The organism is Methylobacterium sp. D54C, assembly GCF_053345595.1.
In genome coordinates this window covers 32,028-56,899 of sequence record NZ_JBKFAK010000006.1, presented here as the reverse complement: position 1 = coordinate 56,899, position 24,872 = coordinate 32,028, and the positions used below count along the sequence as shown (strand labels likewise).

The 24,872-nt window shown below is 71.3% G+C and carries 23 protein-coding genes and 1 other RNA gene; 11 read left to right on the top strand and 13 right to left on the bottom strand.

From position 1 onward, the window contains the following. Positions 1–40: 40 nt before the first annotated feature. Both ACLBYB_RS15035 and ACLBYB_RS15030 read right to left on the bottom strand, forming a co-directional pair. Entirely contained in the window at positions 41–460 is a 420-nt protein-coding gene (locus ACLBYB_RS15035; RefSeq protein ID WP_020094887.1) for a CopG family transcriptional regulator, read from the bottom strand. 229 nt (positions 461–689) lie between these two features. Next, positions 690–1,379: a hypothetical protein gene (locus ACLBYB_RS15030; protein WP_447699240.1), complete on the bottom strand. Its 690-nt coding sequence runs from the start codon at positions 1,377–1,379 to the stop codon at positions 690–692. A gap of 258 nt (positions 1,380–1,637) precedes the next feature. On the opposite strand from ACLBYB_RS15030, the gene ACLBYB_RS15025 reads away from it, so the two are divergent. Then, positions 1,638–1,805, top strand: a complete 168-nt coding sequence (locus tag ACLBYB_RS15025) for a hypothetical protein (RefSeq protein ID WP_447699239.1) — start codon at positions 1,638–1,640, stop codon at positions 1,803–1,805. Between the two features lie 53 nt (positions 1,806–1,858). On the opposite strand, the gene ACLBYB_RS15020 is transcribed toward ACLBYB_RS15025, so the two are convergent. Continuing rightward, positions 1,859–2,683, bottom strand: coding sequence for a cobalamin B12-binding domain-containing protein (locus ACLBYB_RS15020; protein WP_020094890.1), 825 nt, complete (start codon positions 2,681–2,683; stop codon positions 1,859–1,861). 382 nt (positions 2,684–3,065) lie between these two features. Between ACLBYB_RS15020 and ACLBYB_RS15015 the strand changes: the two genes are divergently transcribed. Further along, the gene (locus tag ACLBYB_RS15015) at positions 3,066–3,296 is read left to right on the top strand and encodes a DUF6894 family protein (protein ID WP_447699238.1); all 231 of its coding nucleotides are present in this window, start codon (positions 3,066–3,068) and stop codon (positions 3,294–3,296) included. A 395-nt stretch (positions 3,297–3,691) separates the two neighbouring features. Here ACLBYB_RS15015 and ACLBYB_RS15010 read toward each other — a convergent pair whose 3' ends face one another. Both ACLBYB_RS15010 and ssrA read right to left on the bottom strand, forming a co-directional pair. Further along, entirely contained in the window at positions 3,692–3,985 is a 294-nt protein-coding gene (locus tag ACLBYB_RS15010) for a hypothetical protein (RefSeq protein WP_447699237.1), read from the bottom strand. Between the two features lie 264 nt (positions 3,986–4,249). After that, positions 4,250–4,422: a transfer-messenger RNA gene (ssrA, locus tag ACLBYB_RS15005) on the bottom strand. A 163-nt stretch (positions 4,423–4,585) separates the two neighbouring features. On the opposite strand from ssrA, the gene ACLBYB_RS15000 reads away from it, so the two are divergent. Further along, on the top strand, positions 4,586–4,741 hold the full coding sequence (locus tag ACLBYB_RS15000) for a hypothetical protein (protein WP_020094893.1): 156 nt from the start codon (positions 4,586–4,588) through the stop codon (positions 4,739–4,741). A 162-nt stretch (positions 4,742–4,903) separates the two neighbouring features. After that, on the top strand, positions 4,904–5,422 hold the full coding sequence (gene msrA / locus ACLBYB_RS14995) for a peptide-methionine (S)-S-oxide reductase MsrA (protein WP_026605211.1): 519 nt from the start codon (positions 4,904–4,906) through the stop codon (positions 5,420–5,422). 221 nt (positions 5,423–5,643) lie between these two features. Here msrA and ACLBYB_RS14990 read toward each other — a convergent pair whose 3' ends face one another. The 4 genes from ACLBYB_RS14990 to ACLBYB_RS14975 form a co-directional block, all read right to left on the bottom strand. Next, positions 5,644–6,399 carry an ABC transporter ATP-binding protein gene (locus tag ACLBYB_RS14990; RefSeq protein WP_020094895.1) on the bottom strand — a complete coding sequence of 252 codons (756 nt, stop codon included), beginning with the start codon at positions 6,397–6,399 and terminating at the stop codon, positions 5,644–5,646. A gap of 8 nt (positions 6,400–6,407) precedes the next feature. Beyond that, on the bottom strand, positions 6,408–8,243 hold the full coding sequence (locus tag ACLBYB_RS14985; RefSeq protein ID WP_447699236.1) for a branched-chain amino acid ABC transporter ATP-binding protein/permease: 1,836 nt from the start codon (positions 8,241–8,243) through the stop codon (positions 6,408–6,410). After that, positions 8,240–9,115: a branched-chain amino acid ABC transporter permease gene (locus ACLBYB_RS14980; protein WP_012329745.1), complete on the bottom strand. Its 876-nt coding sequence runs from the start codon at positions 9,113–9,115 to the stop codon at positions 8,240–8,242. Before ACLBYB_RS14980 ends, ACLBYB_RS14985 begins: the two co-directional genes overlap by 4 nt. Before the next feature lie 63 nt (positions 9,116–9,178). Continuing rightward, positions 9,179–10,342, bottom strand: coding sequence for an ABC transporter substrate-binding protein (locus ACLBYB_RS14975; protein ID WP_447699235.1), 1,164 nt, complete (start codon positions 10,340–10,342; stop codon positions 9,179–9,181). A 512-nt stretch (positions 10,343–10,854) separates the two neighbouring features. On the opposite strand from ACLBYB_RS14975, the gene ACLBYB_RS14970 reads away from it, so the two are divergent. Beyond that, positions 10,855–12,048 (top strand): alpha-hydroxy acid oxidase, encoded by a 1,194-nt coding sequence (locus ACLBYB_RS14970; protein WP_056530545.1) that lies wholly within the window; start codon positions 10,855–10,857, stop codon positions 12,046–12,048. A gap of 629 nt (positions 12,049–12,677) precedes the next feature. Here the strand turns inward: ACLBYB_RS14970 and ACLBYB_RS14965 are convergent. Further along, a complete protein-coding gene (locus tag ACLBYB_RS14965; RefSeq protein ID WP_100251818.1) occupies positions 12,678–13,214 on the bottom strand; it encodes a DUF2059 domain-containing protein in 537 nt (178 codons plus the stop codon). A 207-nt stretch (positions 13,215–13,421) separates the two neighbouring features. On the opposite strand from ACLBYB_RS14965, the gene ACLBYB_RS14960 reads away from it, so the two are divergent. After that, a complete protein-coding gene (locus ACLBYB_RS14960) occupies positions 13,422–13,715 on the top strand; it encodes a hypothetical protein (RefSeq protein WP_056530937.1) in 294 nt (97 codons plus the stop codon). 63 nt (positions 13,716–13,778) lie between these two features. On the opposite strand, the gene ACLBYB_RS14955 is transcribed toward ACLBYB_RS14960, so the two are convergent. Then, a complete protein-coding gene (locus ACLBYB_RS14955; RefSeq protein WP_447699234.1) occupies positions 13,779–14,441 on the bottom strand; it encodes a ribonuclease H family protein in 663 nt (220 codons plus the stop codon). A gap of 275 nt (positions 14,442–14,716) precedes the next feature. Here ACLBYB_RS14955 and ACLBYB_RS14950 point away from each other — a divergent pair, with 275 nt between their 5' ends. Next, positions 14,717–15,928, top strand: a complete 1,212-nt coding sequence (locus tag ACLBYB_RS14950) for an MFS transporter (protein ID WP_447699233.1) — start codon at positions 14,717–14,719, stop codon at positions 15,926–15,928. 85 nt (positions 15,929–16,013) lie between these two features. Here ACLBYB_RS14950 and ACLBYB_RS14945 read toward each other — a convergent pair whose 3' ends face one another. Beyond that, positions 16,014–16,424 (bottom strand): group III truncated hemoglobin, encoded by a 411-nt coding sequence (locus tag ACLBYB_RS14945; RefSeq protein WP_447699232.1) that lies wholly within the window; start codon positions 16,422–16,424, stop codon positions 16,014–16,016. Positions 16,425–16,612: 188 nt separating this feature from the next. On the opposite strand from ACLBYB_RS14945, the gene ACLBYB_RS14940 reads away from it, so the two are divergent. From ACLBYB_RS14940 to ACLBYB_RS14930, 3 genes are all read left to right on the top strand, one after another. After that, on the top strand, positions 16,613–17,698 hold the full coding sequence (locus tag ACLBYB_RS14940; RefSeq protein WP_091978509.1) for an efflux RND transporter periplasmic adaptor subunit: 1,086 nt from the start codon (positions 16,613–16,615) through the stop codon (positions 17,696–17,698). Beyond that, positions 17,695–20,808, top strand: a complete 3,114-nt coding sequence (locus ACLBYB_RS14935; RefSeq protein ID WP_447699231.1) for an efflux RND transporter permease subunit — start codon at positions 17,695–17,697, stop codon at positions 20,806–20,808. The genes ACLBYB_RS14940 and ACLBYB_RS14935 overlap by 4 nt, the downstream gene beginning before the upstream one ends. A 246-nt stretch (positions 20,809–21,054) precedes the next feature. Then, a complete protein-coding gene (locus ACLBYB_RS14930) occupies positions 21,055–21,597 on the top strand; it encodes a TetR family transcriptional regulator (protein WP_447699230.1) in 543 nt (180 codons plus the stop codon). A 174-nt stretch (positions 21,598–21,771) separates the two neighbouring features. Here ACLBYB_RS14930 and ACLBYB_RS14925 read toward each other — a convergent pair whose 3' ends face one another. Next, positions 21,772–23,469, bottom strand: a complete 1,698-nt coding sequence (locus tag ACLBYB_RS14925) for an IlvD/Edd family dehydratase (RefSeq protein ID WP_447699229.1) — start codon at positions 23,467–23,469, stop codon at positions 21,772–21,774. A 471-nt stretch (positions 23,470–23,940) separates the two neighbouring features. Here ACLBYB_RS14925 and ACLBYB_RS14920 point away from each other — a divergent pair, with 471 nt between their 5' ends. Then, positions 23,941–24,864, top strand: a complete 924-nt coding sequence (locus ACLBYB_RS14920) for a CDP-diacylglycerol diphosphatase (protein WP_447699228.1) — start codon at positions 23,941–23,943, stop codon at positions 24,862–24,864. Positions 24,865–24,872: the final 8 nt, after the last annotated feature.

Here is a 24,872-nt window from a genome sequence, read left to right as displayed (position 1 = left end):
CGGCGGGGTCCGGCCGCGTCGGCGGGGAGAGGTGGCGCCGTCAGGCCGTCCGGTCGGCGAGCGCCGCCTTGACCGCGGGACTGGCCTGGAAGGCGCCGAGCACCTCGACCGAGGCGATGGCGGCGCGCGCCAGTTCGGGCGTGACGTCGAGGGCGATGCTGGCCAGCCCGAGCACCTGGATGTGCAGCGGCGCGCCCGCGTCGCGCGCCGCCTCGAGCGCCTGCTTCGTGTAGTGCGACAGGCCCAGGCTGAGCTGCTTCCGGCTGACGGATTGCCTGACGGCCTCGCCCTGGCGCTCGATCTGATTGCGCACGGCGGTGCGGATGAAATCGGCACGGTTGGCGTAGAAGCCGTCGCGCACCATCAGGTCGATGTGGCCGAGGTCGACGAAACCGAGGTTGAGCGTGATCTTCTCGCTGTCCGGCAACCTGGGTCGCAGATCGTGCACCTTGTCGGCCATGTCAACCATCCATAAGCCATCCGGTTGGATGGTCTAGAGATGGTGTGCAGATGCGGCGGCGCAAGGGTTGCCGGTGACGACTCCGATCCGAGGGGCCGATCGCGACGTCTTCGAGGATGCGCGGAACTGCCTCGAGGACACGACCAGCGTCGCGTCGGATCGAACCGCGGCAGGGCGCGGCCCCGCTGGGTCTCGCCACGAGAGATCGATTCCGGATCCGGACGGGTCGTCAGCTTTGAGGCCGGCGCGCGGTCGGTGCGGCCTCGTCCCATTCGCGATCCTGCTCCGCCAGCAGGGCGGCGCGACGGGCCGCCGCGCTCGCGGCGTCGCATGACGGTGCCGCCCCGGCCTCCTCCAGGGGACGCGGAGGAACCGGATCGGACGCGCGAGCGAGGCGGGTGAGTGCGGCGACGACGTGGTCCACGTCACCGGATGTCACGGCGCCTGTCCGGAGGAGCCCGAGACGCGAACACGTGGCGATGTCCGCACAGGATGCGTCCGCGAAGCGGAGCGCCGCGATCTGACCCGCCGCGAGGGGCAGGCATCCGGCCGGCAGCCCGCGCAGCCGGCCGAGCCGCCGCGCCCGCGTGGCCTCGGGTGTGTGCATCTCCCGCGCGCCCGGGAGCCAGCGCGCCAGCACGTCGAGGATGAAGTGCCGGACGCGCTCGACGCGGATGGGACCGAACTTCCTGATCGTGGCGATCGCGACCGGTGAAGACTGGGCCAGATGACCGAGATCCGGGAATCCGCCCTTCCGCAGGCGGGCGCGCAGGGACGCCGTCAGCAGGCCGCGCCCGAAGCCCTCGGCCGACAGACGCCGGATCGTGTCCGGGGACAGGTCGTCGAAGAGGGGAAGGCGGGCGCCGACCTCGGCCATGAGGCTGTCGGACCAGACGGCGCGGAGGGATCGGTCGGGCATCACCGCGGCCGATAGGGCACTTGCCGGGTGTCCGCAACGAACCGTCACCGCGGGCCCGAGGGACGGGCGCTGAACGGACCGTCGGACGCGGCATCGCTGGTCGCTCGCGACCGGCCCTGTCCCGCGCGTCGCCGCGGAAACCGTCCGATCAGATTACGATCTCACCGCGGTCAGTTCCTGGAGAGCGCAGTCGATCGCCCGGATGATCTGCTCGCTGGTTCGAACTACGTCAGCGTCTCGCGATAGAGCGACGACCGCTTGCTGCAACGCCCGGAACTGATCGAGCCGGATGGCCGGATCGAGACCGCGCGCGACGGCCGACTGTACGAGGCCGCGGACGAATTCATGCGCCAGTTGCTCGTCGAACGCCTGCAAATTCCGGATCTCTGCCTCTCAACCGCGACACGTCTAACACCGTCGGGATGAGAAGAGATCCGCGCAGCGCCGAGGCGCCGGATCCGGCCCCCGGCCGCACGGCGTCATCGCGCGAGGGTGGCCTCCGCGATCCGGACGGCCGATTGCGCGTCCGCGGCGACGGCGTCCGCGCCGACGACACGGGCGCTGGCAGGCTCCCGCACGAAGAGCGGCCCGCCGACGATGACGCGCAGGTCCGGGTTGCACGACGCGGCGCGCAGTTTCGCCACGGACACCGCCATCACCGGCAGGAGGATGTCGCAGGACAGCGAGATGCCGACCAGATCGAACTGTTCGGCGCGGACCAAGCTGGCGGGGTCCTCGTCCGCTCCGTTGGTCAGGACCACATCCCACCCCGCCTCGCGGAAGAAGCTCGCCACGAGCGCGAGGCTGAAGAGATGGGTCTCGCCGGGACAGGGCATCAGCAGGACGCGGCGACCGTTCGCCGTCACGTCCACGCCCTCCAGATCCGCACAGAGGGCGCGGGTCAGGTTCTGGAGGCGACCGAGCGCGAGCGCCACGTCGAGGAAGTCGGCGGCATCGTCTTCCCAGAGCTCGCCCAGATACCGCGCCGCGGGTGCGAACAGGTCGAGCAGCAGGGCATCCAGCGACAAGCCCTCTTCCAGGAGCGCGCGCACCCACTCGGCGTGCGGTTCGCCCTCCATCAACGCTTGAGCGAGAGAGGCGACGCGCTCAGGCGTCGGTGATCGCGTCGTCGACGCGGGCGACGGCGGATCCGCCCGATGCGCGAGCGCCAGACGCGGCAGGATCTCGTCCTCGACGATCCGGGCGAGACCGGCCTGGATGATGGCCGAGTTGCGTTTGGCCGCTCCGTGAACGGACCAAGTCCGTCGGTCGACGCGGGCGCGCGCGACACCGATACCGGCCATTTCAGGCATTGGCTCCCCCGCCGACGCGGCACTATATGTTTTGTATCGGCACTAGGCAACTCGATTAGCGAACTATAATTCCGATCGCGGACGGATGATTTTGGCTACAGCCTGACGGAACTCACGCGCGCCGCGACCGGTGCGGGCTGTACAGGTCGGTACCGGCACAGAACTGCCGCCTCGGATGACGGTTCCCGTCAATCCGGCACGGCGGACAGGGCGCTCCGGAGCGAACGATCTCTTCACCGAGAGAGCCGGTCGTTCCGCGCCGCGGCGATTGATCCAGGTGAGTGCCCGCGCGCCGCGTTTGTGCGAGCGTAGACGATTGTGGGCTCGGCGGCCGGTGACCGCGTGATGCTATGTCCAGTCGGCGGAGAGCCCGATGCCGCGATATTTCATCGTCACATCCGATCACATCACGGTCAAGGACGACGAAGGCGTGCAACTTTCCGGTCGGGACGCGCTGCGCGACACCCTTCGCCGGCTGCTGACCGACATCCTGCGCGATGAGGGCTATCGCACCGAGGTGAACGCGTTCACCGCTCAAGCCTACGACGAAGCGGGCAAGCTCGTGATGAGCGCGAGCGCCAGCTTCTCGGCGACAGATATGTAGGTTGCAGCCTGTCCGTCGCCGAGGCGCGCGGGCGCTCCGTGGCCGCGGAGGCAGATCGGGTTCTCGCTGATCGACGGTGCGGCGGGTACAAGATCAGGGATGACGGAAGGCCTGCCGCGCTCGGCTGGTTTGATCGGCGGTCGCACCGGCATTCCCGGGCGAAGTGCGCGGGCCCCTCGCCGCGGCGGTTTTACTCTTCCCTGCTCCTCCCCGGCGAGAAAGACCCTGAAGACCTGTCCCCCCGATTCCCTTGTCCTCGGCCGGGATCGCGGTCTCAACATTCCCGAGACGGAGCTTAGCCCAGGAAGATGGCGAGCAGTTCGCCGGGGACTGTCGCCGTGCGCGGACCGCCTGGACGGGCCCGCGCCCGGCGGCAGGCACATCCGCGGAGTGCCTCAGTCGCGCGCCGCCTCGACGCTGGCGCGATCGACCACGGCGCGCAGCGCCTCACCGCCCTCCATGGCGAACCAGGCCCGCAACATTTCCGTCGTCTCCGGCGTGTCGCCGGGCCGCTCGCGGAACAGGTCGGCGCAGCGAGCCAGCTCGCGCGCCACGAAGATTTCCAGGAAGGCCGCACCGCGGGTTCTCGCGAGTTCGGCGAGAGCGTCCTCCAAGACGCGCCGCATCATCTCGCCGACCATGGCCGAGATGTAGACGGCCTCCGCGCTGCCCTGTTCGGGCTCGTTCAAGCAAGTCTCCGATCTGCCCGGACGCGACCCCGAACTGAACAACGGGCAGACGATAAAGGCGGGTCCCGAGGCCGAAGCCTCGGGTTCTGTTGCTAGGCGTACCCACGCCCCGGAAGATTACGCCGCGAGGCGCATCTCCATGCCGACGTTGTCGTTGGCATTTAGAGTTTTGGTCAGGTGCCCGGAACGAGGGTTGCCCGCGCCGAGCCGGTCGAGTCCTTACCGAAAGCCGCATCTTACCCTGCCGAGGCAGGGCAGAACTCGCGATCCCTTTACCGCCCAGTCGAACCTGTTTCACCCCCAGCAGAAGCACCCTGGCAGCGCGCGATCCGCAACGCCGGACGCTCGCCCTCGTCCCCGCGCGGTATCCGGGGCAAGATGCTTCTGGTGGAGGCGCCGGGTACCGCCCCCGGGTCCTGAAGCGTTATTACGAACCGGTCATCAACCTCGCAGCCACCGTAACCCATCCCGGGCCGCCGGTCCATCGCGTGCACGCAGCGATCCTGGCCGGACATCGGTGGCGCCGCGGCCGCCGCGTGCCCATATGCGTGCGATCCCTCCGCGCAATCCCGTGCTCTGGGCCACGAGGCGGAGGCCGACATGGCACGCGAACTCAAGACCGGCAAAGCGCAGGGCGTCACGCCCGAGGACTTCAACGAGCGCGTGAAGCGGCTCCTCGCCGACAAGCCGGATCCCCGCAAGGCCGAACCGGCACGGAAGAATTTCAAGGTCAACAAGCCGCTCGTGCGGAGCTGACAGGCCGCTTCGGAGACGTTCGCCCGGCAGCGAACGTCTTCTCGGAACCCCGCGCGTGCTCGTGCAGGCATCGCAGGCATGGCAAGCTACGAGGCCGCAGCGCGAAGCGCCTCGGGATCCCTATATCTGCGCGATCAGTGGAACGGCTCAGGAGGAGCGACGATGGAAACCGAGAGGGCGGTGCTGGCCGGTGGTTGCTTCTGGGGCATGCAGGACCTCATCCGGCGCCAGGAGGGCGTCGTGTCGACCCGCGTCGGCTACACGGGCGGCGACGTGCCGAACGCGACCTACCGCAACCACGGCACCCATGCCGAGGCCATCGAGATCATCTACGACCCGGCGCGGACGAGTTTCCGGCGCATGCTGGAATTCTTCTTTCAGATCCACGACCCGACGACGCCGAACCGCCAGGGCAACGACAGGGGCCCGAGCTATCGCTCGGCCATCTTCTACACCGACGAGGGCCAGCGCCGCGTCGCCGAGGAGACCATCGCCGACGTCGACGCTTCCGGCCTGTGGCCGGGCAAGGTCGTGACCGAAGTGGCGCCGGCCGGCCCGTTCTGGGAGGCCGAGCCGGAGCATCAGGACTACCTGGAACGGCGTCCCGACGGATATACCTGCCACTTCATCAGGCCCAACTGGGTGCTGCCCGCGCGCGCGCCAGCCACGCAGAGCGCGTAGGCTTATCGGGCCGAGGCCGCCGGACAATCGGCGGTCTCGGGCCTCACGGTCGCGACGATACCGCCGGCGGCCGCCGAGACGCGCCGGTCGTGACGCTGGCGGGCTCGCGGGCCGAGGCGCGTCCGACCGCCGCCGGACCGCCGCGTCGCGGACGCCCCTCCGTCCGGCGGTGGTCGCGTGCACCGCGCGAGCGACGAAGCCGCCGACGAGGCCCGGTGCGGTCAGCCCGCGAGTTCGGGCCTCGTCCGTCCGCCGAGATAGGCCGACCGGATCTCGTCGTTGGCCCAGAGGGCGTCGGGGGCGCCCTGCAGGACGAGCCGGCCCGTCTCCAGCACGTAGCCCCGATCGGCGACCGAGAGCCCCATCCGGGCGTTCTGCTCCACCAGCAGAACGGTGGTCCCGCGGCGGCGCACCTCGGCGATGATCGCGAACACCGCCTGGACGATCACGGGAGCCAGGCCGAGCGAGGGCTCGTCGAGGAGCAGGATGCGGGGCTTGGCCATCAGGCCGCGCGCGAGGGCCACCATCTGGAGCTGGCCGCCCGACAGCGTCCAGCCCAGGGCGTCGCCGAACCGGCGGATGTCCGGGAAGAGGTCGAACATCGCCTCGACCTCGTCGCGCAGCGCCCGCTTGCCGAGGCCGGCGCGGTTGGACGCGCCCAGCATGATGTTCTCGCGCACCGTGAGCCCCGGGAAGACCCGGCGCCCCTCCGGGACGTGGGCGACGCCGAGCCGCACAATCGCCTCGGGCTTCAGGCCCTCCAGCGGCCGCCCCTCCAGCAGGATCGTGCCGGCGGCGGGCCGCACCAGCCCGGAGATCGCCTTGAGGGTCGTCGACTTGCCGGCGCCGTTGGACCCCAGCAGCGTCACCACCTCCCCGGCTCCGACCGAGAAGGACAGGCCGCGCACCGCCTCGATCTCGCCGTAGCGGACGACCAGGTCGCGGATCTCGAGGAGTGGCGTGGCGGGCGTCGTCATCGCTGGGGTCAGGCCGGGGCGAGGTCGGTCTTGAGGCTCGCCGCCGGACCGGCGGCGGCGTCCTCGCCGAGATAGGCCTGGATCACCGCCGGCTCGCGCAGCACGGTCGCCGTGACGCCGTCGGCGATGCGGCGGCCGAAGTTCAGCACGGTGATGTGGCTCGCCACGTCGCTCACCAGCGTCATGTCGTGGTCGATGATCAGGATGGTCAGGCCCTTGGCGGCCATCCGGCGCAGGAGCACCGTCAGGGCATTCTTCTCGCTGGAATTGAGCCCCGCGGCGGGCTCGTCGAGGAGCAGCAGCACGGGGTTGCCGGCCAGCGCCCGCGCGATCTCGATCAGGCGCTGGTGGCCGTACGAGAAGCCGGAGATCGGCTCCTGCGCCCGCCCCTCCAGCCCCACGAAGGCCAGAGCCGCCCGGGCGCGGGCCTCCAGCCCCGCCCGGTCGCGCGCGCCGAGCGGGTTGTTGGGGCGCTCGGCGCCGATGACGACGTTCTCCAGGGCGCTCATGGAGCGGAACAGGCGGATGTTCTGGAAGGTGCGCCCGATCCCGGCCGCCGCCCGCCGGTGCGGGGACAGGCGCGTGACGTCCTGCCCGGCCAGCCGCACGGTGCCCCCCGTGGGGCTGTAGAGGCCGGACAGGACGTTCAGCGTCGTGGTCTTGCCGGAGCCGTTCGGGCCGATCAGCGCGTGGATGCCGCCCCGCGCCACCGTGAAGCTCACCGCGTCCACGGCCTTGAGGCCGCCGAAGTGCTTCGACAGGTCCGACACCTCCAGCATCGGCGCGGCGGACGCCTCGCCCTGGCTCAGAATCAGTTCGGCGGCGGGCGGCGGGATCGGGCGGGCGCGGCGCAGCCGCCGGACTTGGTCGCCGAGGAAGCCCCAGATCCCGTCGGGCATGAACACCACGATCAGGATCACCGCGAGCCCGTAGATCGCGAGGTAGAGCCCGGGGATCTCCTTGAGGAAGCGGAGCCATTCCGGGATCAGGATCAGCAGGGCCGTGCCGATCACGGCGCCCACCGGCGAGCCGACGCCGCCGAGCAGCGCCATCGTCAGGAACACGATCGACTCGGCGAAGGCGAACTGGTCCGGGCTGATATAGGTGAAGCTGCCGGCGAACAGCCCGCCGCCGAGCCCCGCCAGCAGCGCCCCGAGCGCGAAGGCCGCGACCTTGGTGCGGTAGATGTCGATGCCCGAGACCCCCGCCGCGAGCTCGTTGTCGCGCACCGCCCGCATGGCGCGCCCGAGCCGCGTCCGCGGCATGTGCCAGACGAGCCAGCCGACGACGGCCAGCACCAGCACGCACAGGGCGAGGTAGCTCTGCCCGTCCGCGAACAGGGCCGGGCGGCGGATGTTCGGCACGCCGTCCGGCCCGTGCGTGACGGGGATCCAGTTGGTGAGGACCAGCGTCAGGATCTGCTGGAACGAGATCGTCACCATGGCGAGGTAGTGGCCGCCGAGCCGCAGCGTGGAGGCGCCGAGCGCGGCGCCCAGCACGACCGCGAGACCGAGGCCGGTGAGCAGGCAGATCCAGAAGTTCAGGCCCCCGTCGACCGTGCCGAGCCCGACCGCGTAGGCACCGATCCCGAAGAAGGTGGCCTGGGCGAGGTTGATCTGCCCGCACAGGCCGAGCACCACGGTGAGGCCGATCACCGCGATGGCGTAGGTCGCCGCCTGCATCAGGATGTTGAGGGCGTAGCCGCTGAGCGGCGTCGTGGCGGCCAGCGTCACCAGGGCGGCGGCCAGGACCGCGTAGGCGAGGCTCCCGAGGGGCAGGCGGCGGGGCGGGGGCGCGGGAGCCGCTGCGGCCGGGCCGGCGACGGTGGAGGGGCGACCGCTCATGCCTTCTCCGCCACGCGCTCGCCGAACAGGCCCTGCGGGCGCACGACCAGGAACACCACCAGCACCAGGAACGCGAAGGCGTCCTTGTAGGGGACCGAGATGTAGGCCGCCCCGAAGGTCTCGATGATGCCGAGCGCGAGGCCGCCGATGATCGCCCCGGTGACATCGCCGAAGCCGCCGATGATCGTCGCCGCGAAGGCCTTGAGGGCGATCGTGGCCCCCATCTGGATCGACACGAACAGCACCGGCGCCACCAGGATGCCGGCGATGCCGCCGAGCACCGCGCTGTACACGAAGGTCAGCATGATCATGCCGGCCACCGGGATACCCAGGAGGGCGGCCATCTCCTTGTCCTGGGACGTCGCCTGAAGCTTCTTGCCGACCAGAGTGTGCTCGAAGAACCAGTACTGGAACGCAACCAGGGCCGCCGTCACCGCGATGATCAGCAGGTACTGGCTGTCGAGGAAGACCGGCCCGAGCAGGAACCCTTGCGTCTCGAAGACGGGCGGGAGCACCTGCGGCTGCGGCCCGTAGAGGGCGAGCGTCGTGTTCGCCAGGAAGATCGAGGCGCCGATGGTCGAGATGATCACCGGCAGGTAGCTGCGGTGCCGCAGCGGGTAGTAGACGCCGAGATTGAACAGGGCGCCGAGCAGCGCCATCCCGCCGAGAGTCAGGAGGAGGGAGAGCCAGTAGGGCCACTGGAGGTCGACGGCGAAGACCACCATCAGGAAGGCCGCCACCATCGAGAACTCGCCCTGCGCGAAGTTCACCACGTTGGTGGCGCGGAAGATCAGCACGAAGCCGAGCGCCACCAGGGCGTAGACGGAGCCGATGCCGATCCCGGTGAAGAGGAGCTGCAGGATCAGGTCCATGCGGTCCGCACTCTCGCCTCCTCCTCCGGATGTCGTTCACGCACCCCGAACACGTCGGCCGGCTCACCCTTGGTAGAAGTCGATCCGCCGGTCGAAGACGATGTTGCCCTTGTCGTTGCGCACGACGTTGTAGCCGTGCAGGCCGTCGCCGTTCTTGTCGAAGTTGTAGGTTCCCTCGGCGCCCTCGTGGCCGCGCACCGCCAGGATCGCCTCGCGGACCGCCTGCGGGTCGGTCTTGCCCGCCGCGTTGATCGCCTTGGCGAGCACCGTGACCGCGTCGAAGGTCCAGGAGGACTGGTTGTCGGGCGCGATCTTCATCGCGGCCCGGTAGGCCTTGCCGTAGGCGCGCGCGGCGTCGCCCGACTCCTCGGCGTAGTCGGCCACGCCGTAGGTGCCGTAGAGGGACGGCCCGGCGAGCTTCAGGGCGGTGACGTTGGTGATCGAGGGCGAGCCGACCCAGGGCGCGGTGACGCCGAGCTGGCGCAGCTGCCGGGCGAAGATGCCGATGTCGTTCTCGAAGGTGAAGTACGAGCCGATCACGTCGGCGCCCGACTGACGGATCGCCAGCACGACCGGCGTGAAGTCCTGGCTCTGGTTGGTGTAGCCCTGGTCGAGGGCGACCGTGGCACCGCCCTTGGCGAGGCTCTCGGTCAGCGCCTTGGCGCCGCTGGTCCCGAAGGCGTCGGTGGAGTGGATGATCGCCCACTTCTTCTTGCCCAGCCCGTTGACGCCGTGCTCGGCGATCACCCGGGCCGAGAAGGTGTCGTTGGGGCGGAAGCGGAACAGCCAGGGATTGCCGAGCTGCGTCAGGACCGGGTCGGTGCCGCCGAAACAGACGGGTTTCCCCGTCTTCAGGATGTCGGGCGCCATCGCGTGGTTCTGGGTCGAGCGGATCGAGCCGAGGAAGCCGACGAGGTCGCCCTGCGACGCCAGTTTCGAGAAGGCGAAGACCGCGCCGGGATTGGTGGTCTGATCGTCCTCCGTGACGATCTCCAGGGGCTTGCCGAGCACGCCGCCGGCCTTGTTGACCGTCTCCAGGGCGATCTTGGCCCCGGCGAGCGCGTAGCGGCCGGCATCCGCGCCGGGCCCCGTCACCGGGAGCACCATGCCGATCCGGACGGTCGACCCGGCGCCCTGAGCGCAGGCCGAGCGGACCACCCCCGGCGCCAGGCCGCCCGCGACTGCGGATGCGGCCCCCGTCAAGAAAACGCGGCGCGTCGTCCTCATTGGCGTATCCGTCCCACCGCCGATGCTCGGGCCCGGCGTTGGCGACGATGGTCCCTATTCCGCGCGCCGATGTCTATCCTGCAAACCTTCGACGCTCAGCTTCGATGAGAAGAAGCTCTCGGATCGTCACTCGACCGCTTTCGCTGCGGTGCGGCGAAGGCGAAGACGATGACGGCGAGGCTCCGCCCGCATTCATTCTGTCCTGACGCGCGCTCGGAACACGAAGATCCGAACAGGCGCGATCCGGAATGTGTACTTTCAGGCAGAGATCCGGCGTTCCTCTGCGGCGCGGGCGAGCGCAACAGGCGCTATAGGATCGGTGTACGCGCGGGAGAGGCCTGACGCGACCGGCGCATTCGGCGAGGAGGCGCTTCCGTTTTCCAGCGAACCGTTGCACCGTCGAGCTTCCAGCACGGGGCATCGCGGCCTGAAGCGCGCGCGGCGTACGAGCGGGCGCGAGCCCGCCTCAACCGCGACCGGCCCCGTCATCCAGTCGCGAGGCCGAACCTCCCATGGCGCCCATCATCACGACGGTCGAGGATCTGCGGCGGGTCGCGAAGCGGCGGGTGCCGCGGATGTTCTACGATTACTGCGATTCCGGTTCGTGGACGGAGTCGACCTACCGCGCGAACGAGGCCGAGTTCGCCGGCATCAAGCTCCGCCAGCGCGTCGCGGTCGACATGACCGACCGTACCCTCGCCACGACGATGGCCGGTCAGGCCGTCGCGATGCCCGTCGCCCTGGCGCCGACGGGGCTCACGGGCATGCAGCACGCCGACGGCGAGATCCTGGCGGCACGGGCGGCGGAGGCGGCGGGGGTGCCGTTCACGCTGTCGACGATGAGCATCTGCAGCATCGAGGACGTCGCGGAGAACGTCAGCAAGCCGTTCTGGTTTCAGCTCTACTTCATGCGCGACCGCAGCTTCAACGACCGCCTCATCGACCGCGCGAAGGCGGCGGGCTGCTCGGCCCTGGTCCTGACGCTGGACCTCCAGATCCTCGGGCAGCGCCACAAGGACATCCGCAACGGCCTGTCGGCCCCGCCGCGGCTGACGCCGGGCACGGTCCTCGATCTCCTGACCAAGCCCCGCTGGTGCTGGTCCATGCTGCGCACGCAGCGCCGGACCTTCCGCAACATCGTGGGGCACGTGGACGGCGTGCGGGATACCCGCTCCATCTCGGCCTGGACGGCGGACCAGTTCGACCCGCGCCTGGACTGGGACGACGTGCGGCGGATCCGCGACCGGTGGCAGGGTCCCCTGATCCTGAAGGGCATCCTGGACGTCGAGGATGCCGAGAGGGCGACCGCGACCGGGGCCGACGCGCTCATCGTCTCGAACCATGGCGGGCGGCAGCTCGACGGCGCCCCCTCGTCCATCGCCGCGCTTCCCGGGATCGCGGACGCGGTCGGCCGGCGCGTCGAGGTGCTGATGGACGGCGGGATCCGCTCGGGCCAGGACGTGCTGAAGGCCGTCGCCCTGGGCGCGAAGGGCGTGTTCATCGGCCGCGCCTTCCTCTACGGGCTCGGCGCCTACGGCCAGGCCGGCGTCGCCCGCTCCCTGGAGATCATCCGCACGGAACTCGACATGACGATGGCCCTGTGCGGCCATCGCGACATCCGCGCCGTCGACCGGTCCATCCTCTGGACGCCCTCAGCGCAGGAGACCCGGGAGGATGCGCCGCCCGTGCGGCGCATCGGGCCCTGACGGCGGGCGACCACCGGTCCGATCCGGACCTTCACGGTGTCGCGGTTCCCGATCCGAATCCCTCGCGGATCGCGCGTCGCCGCGGCCGAGGCGTTCCAGCGCGGCACCGGGCCGGGGGCCTCGCGCCGAGCCCGGGCCACAACGACAACGGCGCAGCGACCCGTGGGGTCGCTGCGCCGCTGGATCGGGCCGCCGAGGGGGGAAAGACGGCCTGCTGAATTCAATATGCCAGAAGAGCCGTCCGGGAGGTGCGCCCGAGCACATACAAAAGGATGTGGCGCGGCAGCGACAGAGATCGGCCATCACCTGTGGACAGCGCGAAGCGCCCTCGATCCGTCAAGGTTCAGGAGCGAGCGTGATGCCCTCACCACCGATCCGACCCAGCCATGTTCGCCAGCCCGCACGCCTTCGTCCTGCACCATCGCGAGCGCCTCGCCGTGCTCGTCTCCTCGGCCCTGTTCCTCGCGGGCGCGCTGCCGCTGTTCTGGGCCATCGGCTGACCGTTCAGGCCCGCCGCGCTGACCGAGCGTCCGGGTACGCCGTCCCGGCGCCCCGCATCGTGTCCGGCCTATCGACGCCTTCGAAGCAGGGCGCCGCTCCGCTCGGACGGCGTCGCGGCCCGGGGAGGCTCAGCGCGGCTTCGCCGGTCCGCCCGGCGCCCAGCCGTGGGCCTGGATGGCCGTCGTCAGCTTGCCCTGCATCTCTGGCATCACCGACTGGATCCATTGCTGCATGCCCGCGAGCTGGATCTGAGCGAGCTGCGGCTGGGCCGCCGCGAGGCGCTTCCCGGCGGGGGTCGCGTAGAAGGCGGCGATGGCCTGCAGCTCGTCCTTGTTCAGCACGGTGGCGAAACCGCGCGCCTGGATGTCGAGCAGTTCGTCGTAGTGTGCCGTGAGCGTCGGCATGACGACCTCCTGCACCAGCACCTGCGCCTTGTCGGGCTCCTTGATCCCGATCTGCTGCATCATGCCGATCATGGGGGCCGCCATCGAGCCGAGCGTCGCGGCGCGATCACCCTGCATCTGCGCGACGGTCTCCCGGGCAACCTTCAGCAGGGCCGGATCCGGCGCGGTCGTGGGCGCGGGCTTCGGGGCCGGTTGTGCCAGTGCCGCACCGATCGGGAAGGAGGTCAGGCACAAACCGACGACGAGGGCAGAGAAGCGCATGGCGGTCCCGTTCACGAGCGCCGCGCGGTCCACGAGGCCGCGCGGCCGGTCCGGGTAGCTACCACAGCTCCGAACAGGATCGATGACAGCGCCGGATCGCCCGGCACCGCGTCGCGCGCGGCGGGCCCTGAACTCGGGGTGCCGATCAGCACCGAGATCCGGCGGTCGCGGGCTCATGGTGTCCGCATCGAGGAATGGGAGGACACCATGCGTCAAACGTTTCTGCGGACCGGCGGTGCGGCCGCGCTGGTCGCCCTGGCACTCTGCGCCACCCCGCCGGCCGCTCAGGCGCGCGGCATCGGCGTCGGCGGCGCCGTGGCGCTGGGCATCCTCGGCGGCGTCGTGGCCGGCAGCGCCATCGCGTCCGCCAACAGCGGGTACTACCCGGGTCGCCCCGTCTACGCCGCGCCCGACCCGTACGGCGCCTGCCACTTCGAGCGCCGCGCGTACATCGACCCGTACGGGTACGAGCACGTTCGGCGGATCGAGGTCTGCGAGTAGGCCGAGCCCCGTCCCGGAGATCGCGGAACGGCGACCCGGCGTCGCCGCGCGCGGCCTCGCCCGCTAGGGCCGGCCTGATCGCAGGCGTGCGACCTCGCTCGGCCCGATCTCCAGGTAGAACCGGATCGCATCGTCGACGAGTGCGTCGGGCGTGACACCCGCCGCCTTCGCGGCCCGAGCGACCTGGAGGCCGAGCGCGAGGTCGATCCGCAGGTCGGCGCCCCGGCTCGACGGCGCGGGTGCGGCGGTCGGGGCCGGTACGGGCGCGGCGCTGCTCCGCGACTCGAGCTTGCCGAGCTTCGCTTCGCGACGCCCCCTGTGGACGAGCGCGTCGGCGCGCTCGTTGAGGCGGTCGCCGGCATGCCCCCGGACCCAGGTCCACTTCACGTCGCGCGCCGCGTTCAGTTCGTCGAGGCGCTTCATGAGATCGACGTTCTTCACGTCACCCGTCGTCGAGCGCCAACCCCGCGCCTTCCAGCCGCGCATCCACTCGGTCACCGACTTGACGACGTACTGGCTGTCGCACCGCATCTCGATCGCGGCCCCGGCGGGGAAATGCTCGAGGCCCTTGATCGCGGCCGTCAGTTCCATCCGGTTGTTGGTCGTGGTGCCGGGCTCCCCGCCGCACAGCTCGATCGTGCCGTCCGGGGCCGCGATGACGACGCCCCACCCCCCCGGCCCGGGGTTCGGGTCGCAACCGCCATCGGCATAAACGATCGTTCGCATCGTGGCGTCAGCCCTCTCGTACGGGTGGTCGGTGGACGGGCGCCATCGAGGCCCGACATCGGCCGACCGATGGTCGCCCCGGCCCGAGCCGGCATCGCCGGCGAGCGCGGCGGCACCTCTAGCACCGATCGCGCGCCGCGGCAGGGCCGGGTGAGGCGCGCGTCGGCGAGCGAGCGGTGTCCCGAAGGCCCGCGCCGACGGGCGGGCTCGGTGCTGGCGACGGAGGCGCATTCGTGTGAAACGCGCCGCACGGACGGAGATCGATGTGCGCCGGAATGGCTGAGGATGGGATTGCCGATTCGGGCCGCGCCTGGCGTCGGCTCGCCGCGGCGACGGCGCTCGGCACGGTCGGGGGCGTCGGCATGTGGTCGGTCGTCGTCGTGCTGCCCGCGGTTCAGGCCGAGTTCGGGGTCGATCGGGCGGCGGCCGCCCTGCCCTATACCCTCACGATGCTCGGCTTCGCGGTCGGCGGCCTCGTGATGGGCCGGCTCGCGGACCGCATCGGCATCGTGCCCCCGCTGGTCCTCGGCACCGTCTGCCTGGCCCTCGGCTACGGGCTCAGCGCCCTCGCGACGAACCTCTGGCAGTTCGCCCTCGTGCACGGCGTGCTCGTCGGGGCGCTCGGCAGCTCGGTCGCCTTCGGACCGCTGATGGCCGACGTGTCGCGCTGGTTCTGGCGCCGGCGAGGGCTCGCCGTCGCGCTGTGCGCGTCCGGCAATTACCTCGCGGGCACGCTCTGGCCGCCGGTGGTGGAGCGCGCGGTCCACGCGTTCGGCTGGCGCGCGACGCAGGCCGGCATCGGCCTGTTCTGCCTCGTCGCCATGCTGCCCCTCGCGCTGCTGATGCGGGGCCGGCCGCCACGGGCCTCGGCGACGCGCGCGGCCGGTCCGCAGGCCGTGACGACGCTGTCGCCCGCGGCGCTGCAGGGCCTCCTCGTCGTGGCCGGCACCGCGTGCTGCGTGGCGATGGCGATGCCGCAGGTCCACATCGTGGCGTACTGCAGCGATCTCGGGTACGGCGTCGCCCGCGGCGCGCAGATGCTGTCGCTGATGCTCGGCTTCGGCATCGTCAGCCGGGTCGCGTCGGGCTTCGTCGCCGACCGGATCGGCGGTCTCGCGACGCTGCTGGCCGGTGCGCTGCTGCAGGCGGCGGCGCTCGCGCTCTACCTCGCGTTCGACGACCTGACCTCGCTCTACGTGATCTCGGCCCTGTTCGGGCTGTTCCAGGGCGGCATCGTGCCGGCCTACGCGATCATCGTGCGCGAGTACCTCCCGGCCGAGGAGGCCGGGGCGCGGATCGGTGCGGTGCTGATGGCGACGCTGGCCGGCATGGCGCTCGGCGGCTGGCTCACGGGGGCGATCTTCGACGCCACCGGCTCCTACCGTGCGGCGTTCGTCAACGGGCTGGCCTGGAACGCCGTCAACGTGGCGATCGTGCTGTGGCTGATCCACTGCCGTCGGGCGCGCACGAGTCCGGCCGCGCTCTGAGGGCTCCGGACCCGCCCCCGGGATCTCGAGCCGTCCCGCCGGTCGCGGCTCCGCGCGCGTCTCACGCGTGCGCCTTCCCCGCGGGTCACGGCGCGGCCGATCCCGCCGCGCGGACGGGCGAGATGTCTGGCCGGAAGAACAGGCCCGCCTTCAGGCTGTCGCCGATGCGGTGCGCGCGCTCGATCAGGAGGGCGGCAGGTTCGGGCGGGAAATGGGCGGAGGCCGTCTCCCCGAACAGCTCGAGCCACCGCGCGAAGTGCTCGGGCTCGAGGCGGCCCAGCGCGAGATGCTTGCCGAACGGGTTGCCCTTGTACCGGCCTGACTTGAAGAGGACCGAGGACCAGAACGCCCGGACGGTCTCCATGTGCCGCGGCCAGTCCGGGTCGGGGATCGCGGCCGCGAAGACGGGTCCGATCAGCGCATCGCCGCGCACGCGCCCGTAGAAGGCATCGAGAAAGCGGGCGAGGCTGGCTTCGTCGAGCGCGACATCGGGCATGATCGTGAGATGCCGGCAGACCCCGCTCTCTTCAAGGGGGATCGGACGGCCGCCGGATCGGAGCCGGAGGGGACGGCGCGCGTCAGGCCTCGGCCGGTGCTGGCCGCAGGTGCCATTGACGGCGGTATCGCGCCATAATAAATGATGATCATAATTTTTCAGTCGATCGGCTGCGACGGGGCTCGGTGATGGACGCGCGATGGGTGATCGGGTTCGCCGGCTTGGCACTCGCGGCATGCTCGCCGGCCGAGACCGCCGTCACGCCGGAGCCGCCGCTGGTGCAGACCGTCGCGGTCGCGCCCGCCTCGGCGGCGGTGGCGCGCTACACCGGCGTGATCCGGGCGCGCACCGAGAGCAACCTCGGCTTCCGGGTCGGCGGCAAGATCTTCGAGCGCCTCGTCGACCCGGGCGACCACGTGCGCCTCGGCCAGCCCCTGATGCGGCTCGACCGGACCGACTTCACCCTGGCGCTCAACGCGGCCCGCGCCTCGGTCGAGGCGGCCCGCGCGCAGATGATCAAGGCCAGGGCCGACGAGGAGCGCAGCCGCAAGCTCGTCGGCGACGGGTGGACCTCCAAGCAGACCTACGACCAGAACAAGGCGGCCGCCGACGCGGCCATCGCCCAGTTCGCCAACGCCGAGGCGCAGGCGAGCCAGATCGCCAACCAGGCCGGCTATTCCGAGCTCCAGGCCGATGCCGACGGGGTCGTGATGGAGGTGCCGACCGAGCCGGGCCAAGTCGTCGCCGCCGGGCAGACGGTGGTGAAGCTCGCCCGCGACGGCGCGCGCGAGGCGGAGGTGTTCCTGCCGGAGGGGAGCCGGCAACGCGCGAAGGGCACGGCGTCGGCCACCCTCTACGCCGAGGGCGAGACGACCTACCCGGCCAAGCTCCGGGAATTGTCGGCCACGGCCGATCCGGCGACCCGCACCTACCGCGCCCGCTACATCCTGTCGGGCGGGGGCGAGACCGCGCCCCTCGGGGCGACCGTGACGCTCCAGCTGATCCCTGCCCAGGGACAGGCGCGGGCTTCGGTGTCCGTGCCGCTGGGGGCCCTGTTCGACCAGGGCGGCGGCTCGGCCGTCTGGCGCTACGACGCCGAGACCCAGACCGTCGCGGCGCAGCCCGTCACCGTCGCGCGCCTGTCGGAGGAGACCGCGGAAGTCGCCTCGGGCCTGACGCCCGGTGACCGGATCGTCGCGCTCGGCGCCCATCTGCTGAGAGCGGGCGAGAAGGTCCGTCAGGCCGACGCCAGCGTCGTGGAGGCCGGTCGATGAACGCCTCCGGCTTCAACCTCTCGGCCCTGGCGGTGCGCGAGCGCGCCGTCACGCTGTTCCTCCTGCTCGCCGTCACCGCGGCCGGGATCTTCGCCTTCGAGAAGCTCGGGCGCGCCGAGGACCCGACCTTCACGGTCAAGACCATGGCGGTCTCGGCCGCCTGGCCCGGCGCGACCACCGACGAGATGCAGCGGCAGGTCGCCGACCCGCTGGAGAAGCGGCTGCAGGAGCTCGTTTACTACGACCGCGTCGAGACGACCGTCCGCCCCGGCCTGATGCTGATGAAGGTCTTCTTCAAGGACAGCATGCCACCGGCCCGGCTCCAGTCGGAATTCTACCAAGCGCGCAAGAAGCTCTCCGACCAGGCCTCCGGCCTGCCGCGCGGCGTGCTCGGGCCGCTGTTCAACGACGAGTTCTCGGACGTCTACTTCGCCCTCTACGCGCTCCAGGCCCAGGGGCTGCCGCACCGGAATCTCGTGCTCCGCGCCGAGGAGCTGCGCCAGCGGCTGCTGCGCGTGCCCGGCGTCGAGAAGATCAACATCCTCGGCGAGCAGGCGCAGAAGATCTTCGTCGAGGTCTCCTACCAGCGCCTCGCGACCCTGGGCATCACCGGCCAGCAGCTCCTGGCGGCGCTCGCCAACCAGAACGACGTGACGCCGGCCGGCTTCGTCGAGGCCGACGGCCCGCGGGTCTACCTGCGCCTCGACGGCGCCATCGACGGCCTCGACGCGATCCGCGACCTGCCGGTGGCGGCCGGCGACCGCAGCCTCAAGCTCGGCGACATCGCCGAGGTGAAACGCGGCTACGAGGACCCGAAGACCTTCGCGATCCGCAACGACGGCGCGCCGGCCCTGGTGCTCGGCCTCGTGATGAAGCCGGGCTTCAACGGACTCAGCCTGGGCGAGGCGCTGAACGCCGAGGAGGTCGCGATCCATCGCGATCTCCCGACCGGCATCACCTTCACGAAGATCACCGACCAGGCGAGGGTGATCGACGACGCCATCCACGAGTTCATGGTGAAGTTCTTCACAGCGCTCTCGGTGGTGATCTTCGTCAGCCTCGTGGCGCTCGGCTTCCGGGTCGGCATCGTGGTGGCGCTGGCGGTGCCGCTCACCCTCTCGGCCGTGTTCGTGGTGATGATGATCACCGGCCGCGACTTCGACCGCATCACGCTCGGCGCGCTCATCATCTCACTGGGCCTCCTCGTCGACGACGCCATCATCGCCATCGAGATGATGGTGGTGCGCATGGAGGAGGGCGCCGACCGGGTCTCGGCGGCGACCCATGCCTGGAGCGCCACCGCCGCGCCGATGCTGACCGGCACGCTCGTCACCATCGCGGGCTTCCTGCCGGTGGGCTTCGCCGCCTCCACGGCGGGCGAGTATGCCGGCAACATCTTCTGGGTGGTGGCATACTCGCTGATCGTCTCGTGGGTCGTGGCCGTGACCTTCACGCCCTACCTCGGCGTCAAGCTCCTGCCGAACATCAAGACGGTCGAGGGCGGCCACGCCGCGATCTACGCCACGCGGAACTACCAGCGCCTGCGCCGGGTCGTGCGGCTCTCGGTCGACCACAAGTGGATGGCCGCCGGCATCACCGTTGCGCTGTTCGCGGTGGCCGCGGTCGGCATGGGCAAGGTCGAGAAGCAGTTCTTCCCGAACTCGGAGCGCTCCGAGCTCATCGTCGAGGTGACGCTGCCGACCGGGTCCGCCTTCGCGACCACCGAGGCCAGCATCCGGAAGGTCGAGGCGGCCGTGCGCGCGCTGCCCGAGGCGGGCGAGATCACGAGCTATATCGGCCAGGGCATGCCGCGCTTCGTGCTCTCGTTCGACCCGGAGCTGCCGGACCCCGCCTTCGCGCAGATCGTCGTCCAGACCGCGGATTCCCACGCCCGCGACGTGCTGCGCGGCAAGGTGCGCAAGCTCGTGGACGACGGCCGCTTCCCCGAGGCGCGGGTGCGGGTGCTGCAGATCGTGTTCGGGCCGCCGGTGCGCTTCCCCGTCGCCTTCCGGGTGGTCGGGCCCGACCTCACCGTCATCCGGGGCATCGCCGCGGAGGTGCGCGACGTGATGATGGCCAACCCCAACATGCGCCTCGTCCACCTCGACTGGGGCGACAGGACGCCGACCCTGCACCTCGCCCTCGACCAGGAGCGCCTGCGCCTGATCGGCCTGACGCCGAAGGAGGCCGGCCAGCAGCTGCAGAGCTACCTCAACGGCACGCCGGCGACCCAGGTCCGCGAGAACCTCCGCTCCGTGGACGTGCTCCTGCGCAGCCCCGGCCCCGAGCGCCGCTCGCTCGGCGACATCGGCGACCTGACGCTGGCCACGCGGGACGGGCGGCAGGTGCCGCTCTCCCAGGTCGCGCACCTGGAGAGCCGCAACGAGGACGCGGTGCTCAAGCGCTACAACCGCGAGACCTACATCCGCGTGCAGGGCGACGTGATCGACGGCAAGCAGCCGCCGGACATCCATGCGCAGATCGTCCCCGAACTCGCGGCCATCAAGGCGAGGCTGCCGCCCGGCTACCGCATCGACACGGCCGGCTCGGTGGAGGAGAGCGAGAAGGCGATGAAGGCGCTCGTCACGGTCTTCCCGCTGATGCTGATCGTGACCCTGACGGTCATCATGCTGCAGGTCCGCTCGTTCACCACGATGTTCATGGTGTTCGCGACCGCGCCGCTCGGCCTCGTCGGGGCGGTCCCGACGCTGCTCGTCTTCCACCAGCCCTTCGGCTTCAACGCGATCCTCGGCTTGATCGCGCTGTCCGGCATCCTGATGCGCAACACGCTGATCCTGGTGGACCAGATCCACCACGACCGCGCGGCGGGCCTGTCGGACTACGAGGCCATCGTCGAGTCGACGGTGCGGCGGGCCCGACCGGTGATCCTGACGGCCGCTGCCGCGATGCTCGCCTTCGTCCCGCTGACCCACTCGGTGTTCTGGGGGGCGCTGGCCTACGTGCTCATCGGCGGCGTCGGCGTCGGGACCCTGCTGACCCTGCTGTTCCTGCCGGCACTCTACGCCCTCTGGTTCCGGGTGGCGCGGGACGCGCACGCGCCGCGGACCGCACCCGGCCCCGCACCGGTGCCCGTGCCGGCCGAGCCCTGACCCGGCCGCCCCCCACCGATGCCCTGCTCGGGGCATCCCGCGATCGCGCGCTCGGGTCCCGGGCGCGCGGTGCGTCGACCGGCCCGCGCTTCGCCCCCTCGCGCGGGCCGGTCGGCAGCCCTGAACGGCCGCCGCGGCGCGACCGCGACGCCGCTCTCCGCCCGGCCTCGGGCATCCGCGGCTCGCCGTCCCTTCAATAAATGACATCTCGCATCTATGTGAGGAGGCGGAGCGGAGGACGGTACGATGCCGAGGGTCTCGCAGGAGCAAGCCAAGCTGAACCGCCAGCGCGTGGTCGAGGTCGCCTCGGCCCTGTTCCGGGAGCGCGGCCTACACGGTATCGGCGTCGTCGACATCATGGCGGCCGCGGGCCTGACCCATGGCGGCTTCTACGGTCAGTTCGCCAACAAGGATGCCCTCGCCGCGGAGGCGTTCGACGCGGCGATCAGCGCCGAGTACCGGGCCAACCTCGACGCCTTCATCGAGAATTACCTCTCCCTGGGGCATGTCCGCACGCCGGGGAGAGGCTGCCCCGTCGCGGCGCTGGTGAACGACGTCGGGCGTGAGCCGCCCGGAAGCGCCCTGCGGGCGCGGTTCACCCAGGGGGTCAAGGGGCTCGCCGGTCTCATCGCGGACAGGCTGCCCAGAGCGTCGAAGGAACGCCGCCGGCAGCGCGCCCTGATCGCGCTGTCGACCATGGTGGGGGCGGTGGTGCTGGCCCGGGGCGTCGACGACGAGGCCCTGGCCGGTGAACTGCTCGAGGCGGCGCGCTCCACGATCCCGGGCTGAGCCGGTCCGAGGCGGCACCCGGCTCGGGCCGCCTCACCGCCGGGACGGGGACGGGCGATGCGACGGCCCCAGATGCCGCGACGGCGCGCGCGGCCCGCCGGGCGGGCCGCGGGTTTCGGATCGACGGTGTCCGTCACGGCCGTCCGGCGCGTCCGGACGGAGGGTTGCGGGCCGTCAGCCCTCCGCCTTGGCGAGGAAGTCGAAGTCGCAGCCCTCCGGAGCCTGCGTGACGCTGCGCCGGTAGAGCGCCTTGTAGCCCCGGGCCGGAACCGGCGGCGGTTGGTGGTCGGCGAGCCGGCGGGCGATCTCGTCCTCCGCGACCAGGAGATCGACGCGCTTGTCCCGGATCGACAGGCGGATGCGGTCGCCGTCGCGCACCGCGGCCAGCGGCCCGCCCACCGCGGCCTCCGGGGCCACGTGGAGGACGATCGACCCGAAGGCCGTGCCCGACATCCGCGCGTCGGAGATGCGCACCATGTCCTTCACGCCCGCCTGCGCCAGCTTCTTGGGGATCGGCAGGTAGCCCGCCTCCGGCATGCCGGCCGCGTGCGGGCCGGCATTCTGCAGGACGAGGATGTCGCCGGGCGCCACGTCGAGCGCGGGGTCGTCGATGCGCGCCGACAGGTCCTCCAGGCCGGTGAACACCACCGCCCGGCCCTCCGACTCGAACAGGTCGGGCGTCGCCGCCGCGCGCTTGAAGATCGCCCCGTCGGGCGCGAGGCTGCCGGACAGGGCCACGAGGCCGCCGACCGGCGACACGGGATCCGCCGCGGTGCGGATGACCGCGCGGTCGACCCAGGACTCCGGCTCGTCCAGGCGCTCGGCGAGCGTCCGGCCCTCTACGTCCACGGTGTCGAGATGCAGGAGCGGGCGCAGTTCGCGCAGGAGCGCGCCCATGCCGCCGGCGGCGTGGAAATCCTCCATGTAGCCCTGCCCCACGGGCTTCAGGTCGACCAGCACCGGCGTCTCGTCGGAGATCTGGTTGAAGCGCTCGGGCGAGATCCGGATGCCGAGCCGCCCGGCGATGGCGGTGAGGTGCACGATGGCGTTGGTCGAGCCCGACACCGCCATCAGCACGCGGATCGCGTTCTCGACCGACTTCTGCGTGATCACCTGGGAGGGGCGGATCCGCGTCTCGATCAGCCGCACCGCCGCGCGGCCGGTCTCCTCGGCGGCCACCAGCCGGTCGGAATGCACCGCCGGGATCGCGGCGGTGCCCGGCAGCGACATGCCGAGCGCCTCGGCGATGCACGCCATGGTCGAGGCCGTGCCCATCACCGCGCAGGTGCCGGCCGTGACGGAGAGCCGACCCTCGACCTCGGCGATCTCCTCGGCGTCGACGGTGCCGGCCCGGTACTTGGCCCAGAAGCCCCGGCAATCCGTGCAGGCGCCGAGCCGCTGGCCCCGGTGACGGCCGGTCGACATCGGGCCGGTGACGATCTGGATCGCCGGCAGGTCGGCGGAGGCCGCGCCCATGAGCTGGGCCGGCACGGTCTTGTCGCAGCCGCCGATCAGCACCACCGCGTCCATCGGCTGGGCGCCGATCATCTCCTCGGTGTCCATGGCCATGAGGTTGCGGTACATCATGCTGGTCGGGTTGAGGAAAACCTCGCCGAGCGACACGGTCGGGAACGGCCGCGGCAGGGCGCCGGCCGCCAGCACGCCGCGGGAGACCGCCTCCACCAGCTCCGGCATGCCCCGGTGGCAGTTGTTGAAGCCCGACGGCGTCATGGCGATGCCGACCACCGGCTTGTTCAGCAGGCCGACCGAGATGCCCATCGAGCGCGCGAAAGAGCGGCGCAGGTAGCGGGCGAAGTCGCGGTCGCCGTAATTGGTCAGGCCGCGGTCGAAGCCGTGCGGTTCGTCGGTCATGGTCGTCTCCTCGCGTGGGCGGCCCGGGTTGCCCCGGCCGTCCGGTCTGTCTCAGCGGTCGCCGGGCTCCCGGCTCTCGGAGCGCGCGTCGAGCAAGTCCTCGCGCGCGTCGTCCCACCCCTGTCGTTGGCGCCGCGTTCCCGGCGGAGCGCCGCCGGATCGGTTGCGGCCGCCGACGGCATCGGGGTGCGGACAGGCATGTCCCAGTCCGGCGCCGATGACGAGGCCTCTCAAGGCATGGCCCATCGGATAGGTGTCCGAGAAGGGGCTGCGCGGGTTCCGGAGCGCGAAAAGCGCGGCCGCGTCACCGCGCCCGGTGCCGGCCCCCGCGGCGGCGCCCGCGTTCCGCACGATCCGTCCGGCGTTGCATCCGTAGCGGGACAGAGATCGCTCAGGCGGCAGGCGATCTGTAAGACGGTTCCGGCGTCGGCGGCCCCGGCGCTTCGCGGCAACGGGCTACCGGGTCACGTCATGGATTTGCGCAGAGCCGCGGTCGGGCTCACCCGTCAGGTGCGTGACGCCGTCCGCGGCCGGCCGGGCACCGTGTCACCGCGCGGCTCGACGGGGCGCGCGAGGACCGGGCTGTCGCGGCGATCGCTGGGCATCCTGCTCGTCCTCGCGGCGACGGCCGTCTGGCTGGCCGTCGCCCTCGTGCCCAACCTCCTCGGGAAGGGCGGAGCCCTGTGGGCGATCGTGCACGGCGCGTGCGTCCCCCACGCGTTGCGCGGACAGGGCCCCGCACCGTGCAGCCTGGTCGACCTGGAGGGCGGGGTCGAGAAGGGATACGCCATCCTCAAAGACCTTCGCGGGCGGGCGCAGTTCCTCCTGATCCCGACGGCGCGCATCACCGGCATCGAGAGCCCCGTGCTCCTCCAGCCCGGCACGACGAACTACTTCGCCAAGGCGTGGCGCGCCCGAACCTTCGTGGAGGAGCGTCTCGGCCATCCGCTCGACCGGCGGGACGTCAGTCTCGCGGTGAATTCGCGGCTGCGGCGGACCCAGGGGCAGCTGCACATCCACATCGACTGCGTCCGCCGGGATGTCCGCGACACCCTCCGCCGCCTCGCACCCACGATCGGGGATCGCTGGGCGCCTCTCGCGGAGCCGCTGGTGGGTCGCCCGTACAGGGCGATGCGCGTGCTCGGCGAGGATCTCGGCACCGCGGACCCGTTCGACCTGCTGGCGCGCGACGACGGGGCGCGCTCGGCCATGGGCGAGCACGCCCTGGCCGTCGTGGGCGCCGAGTTTTCGGGCGCGAAGCCGGGCTTCGTGCTCCTAGACGGTCTGGTGACCAGCCGCTTCGGCAAGGCCTCCAACGGCGAGGTCGTGCAGGACCACACCTGCGCCGTGGCGGCGGAGCCCGCGTCGAGCGGGTTTCGGCCACTGGAAGACTGACGCGGGCG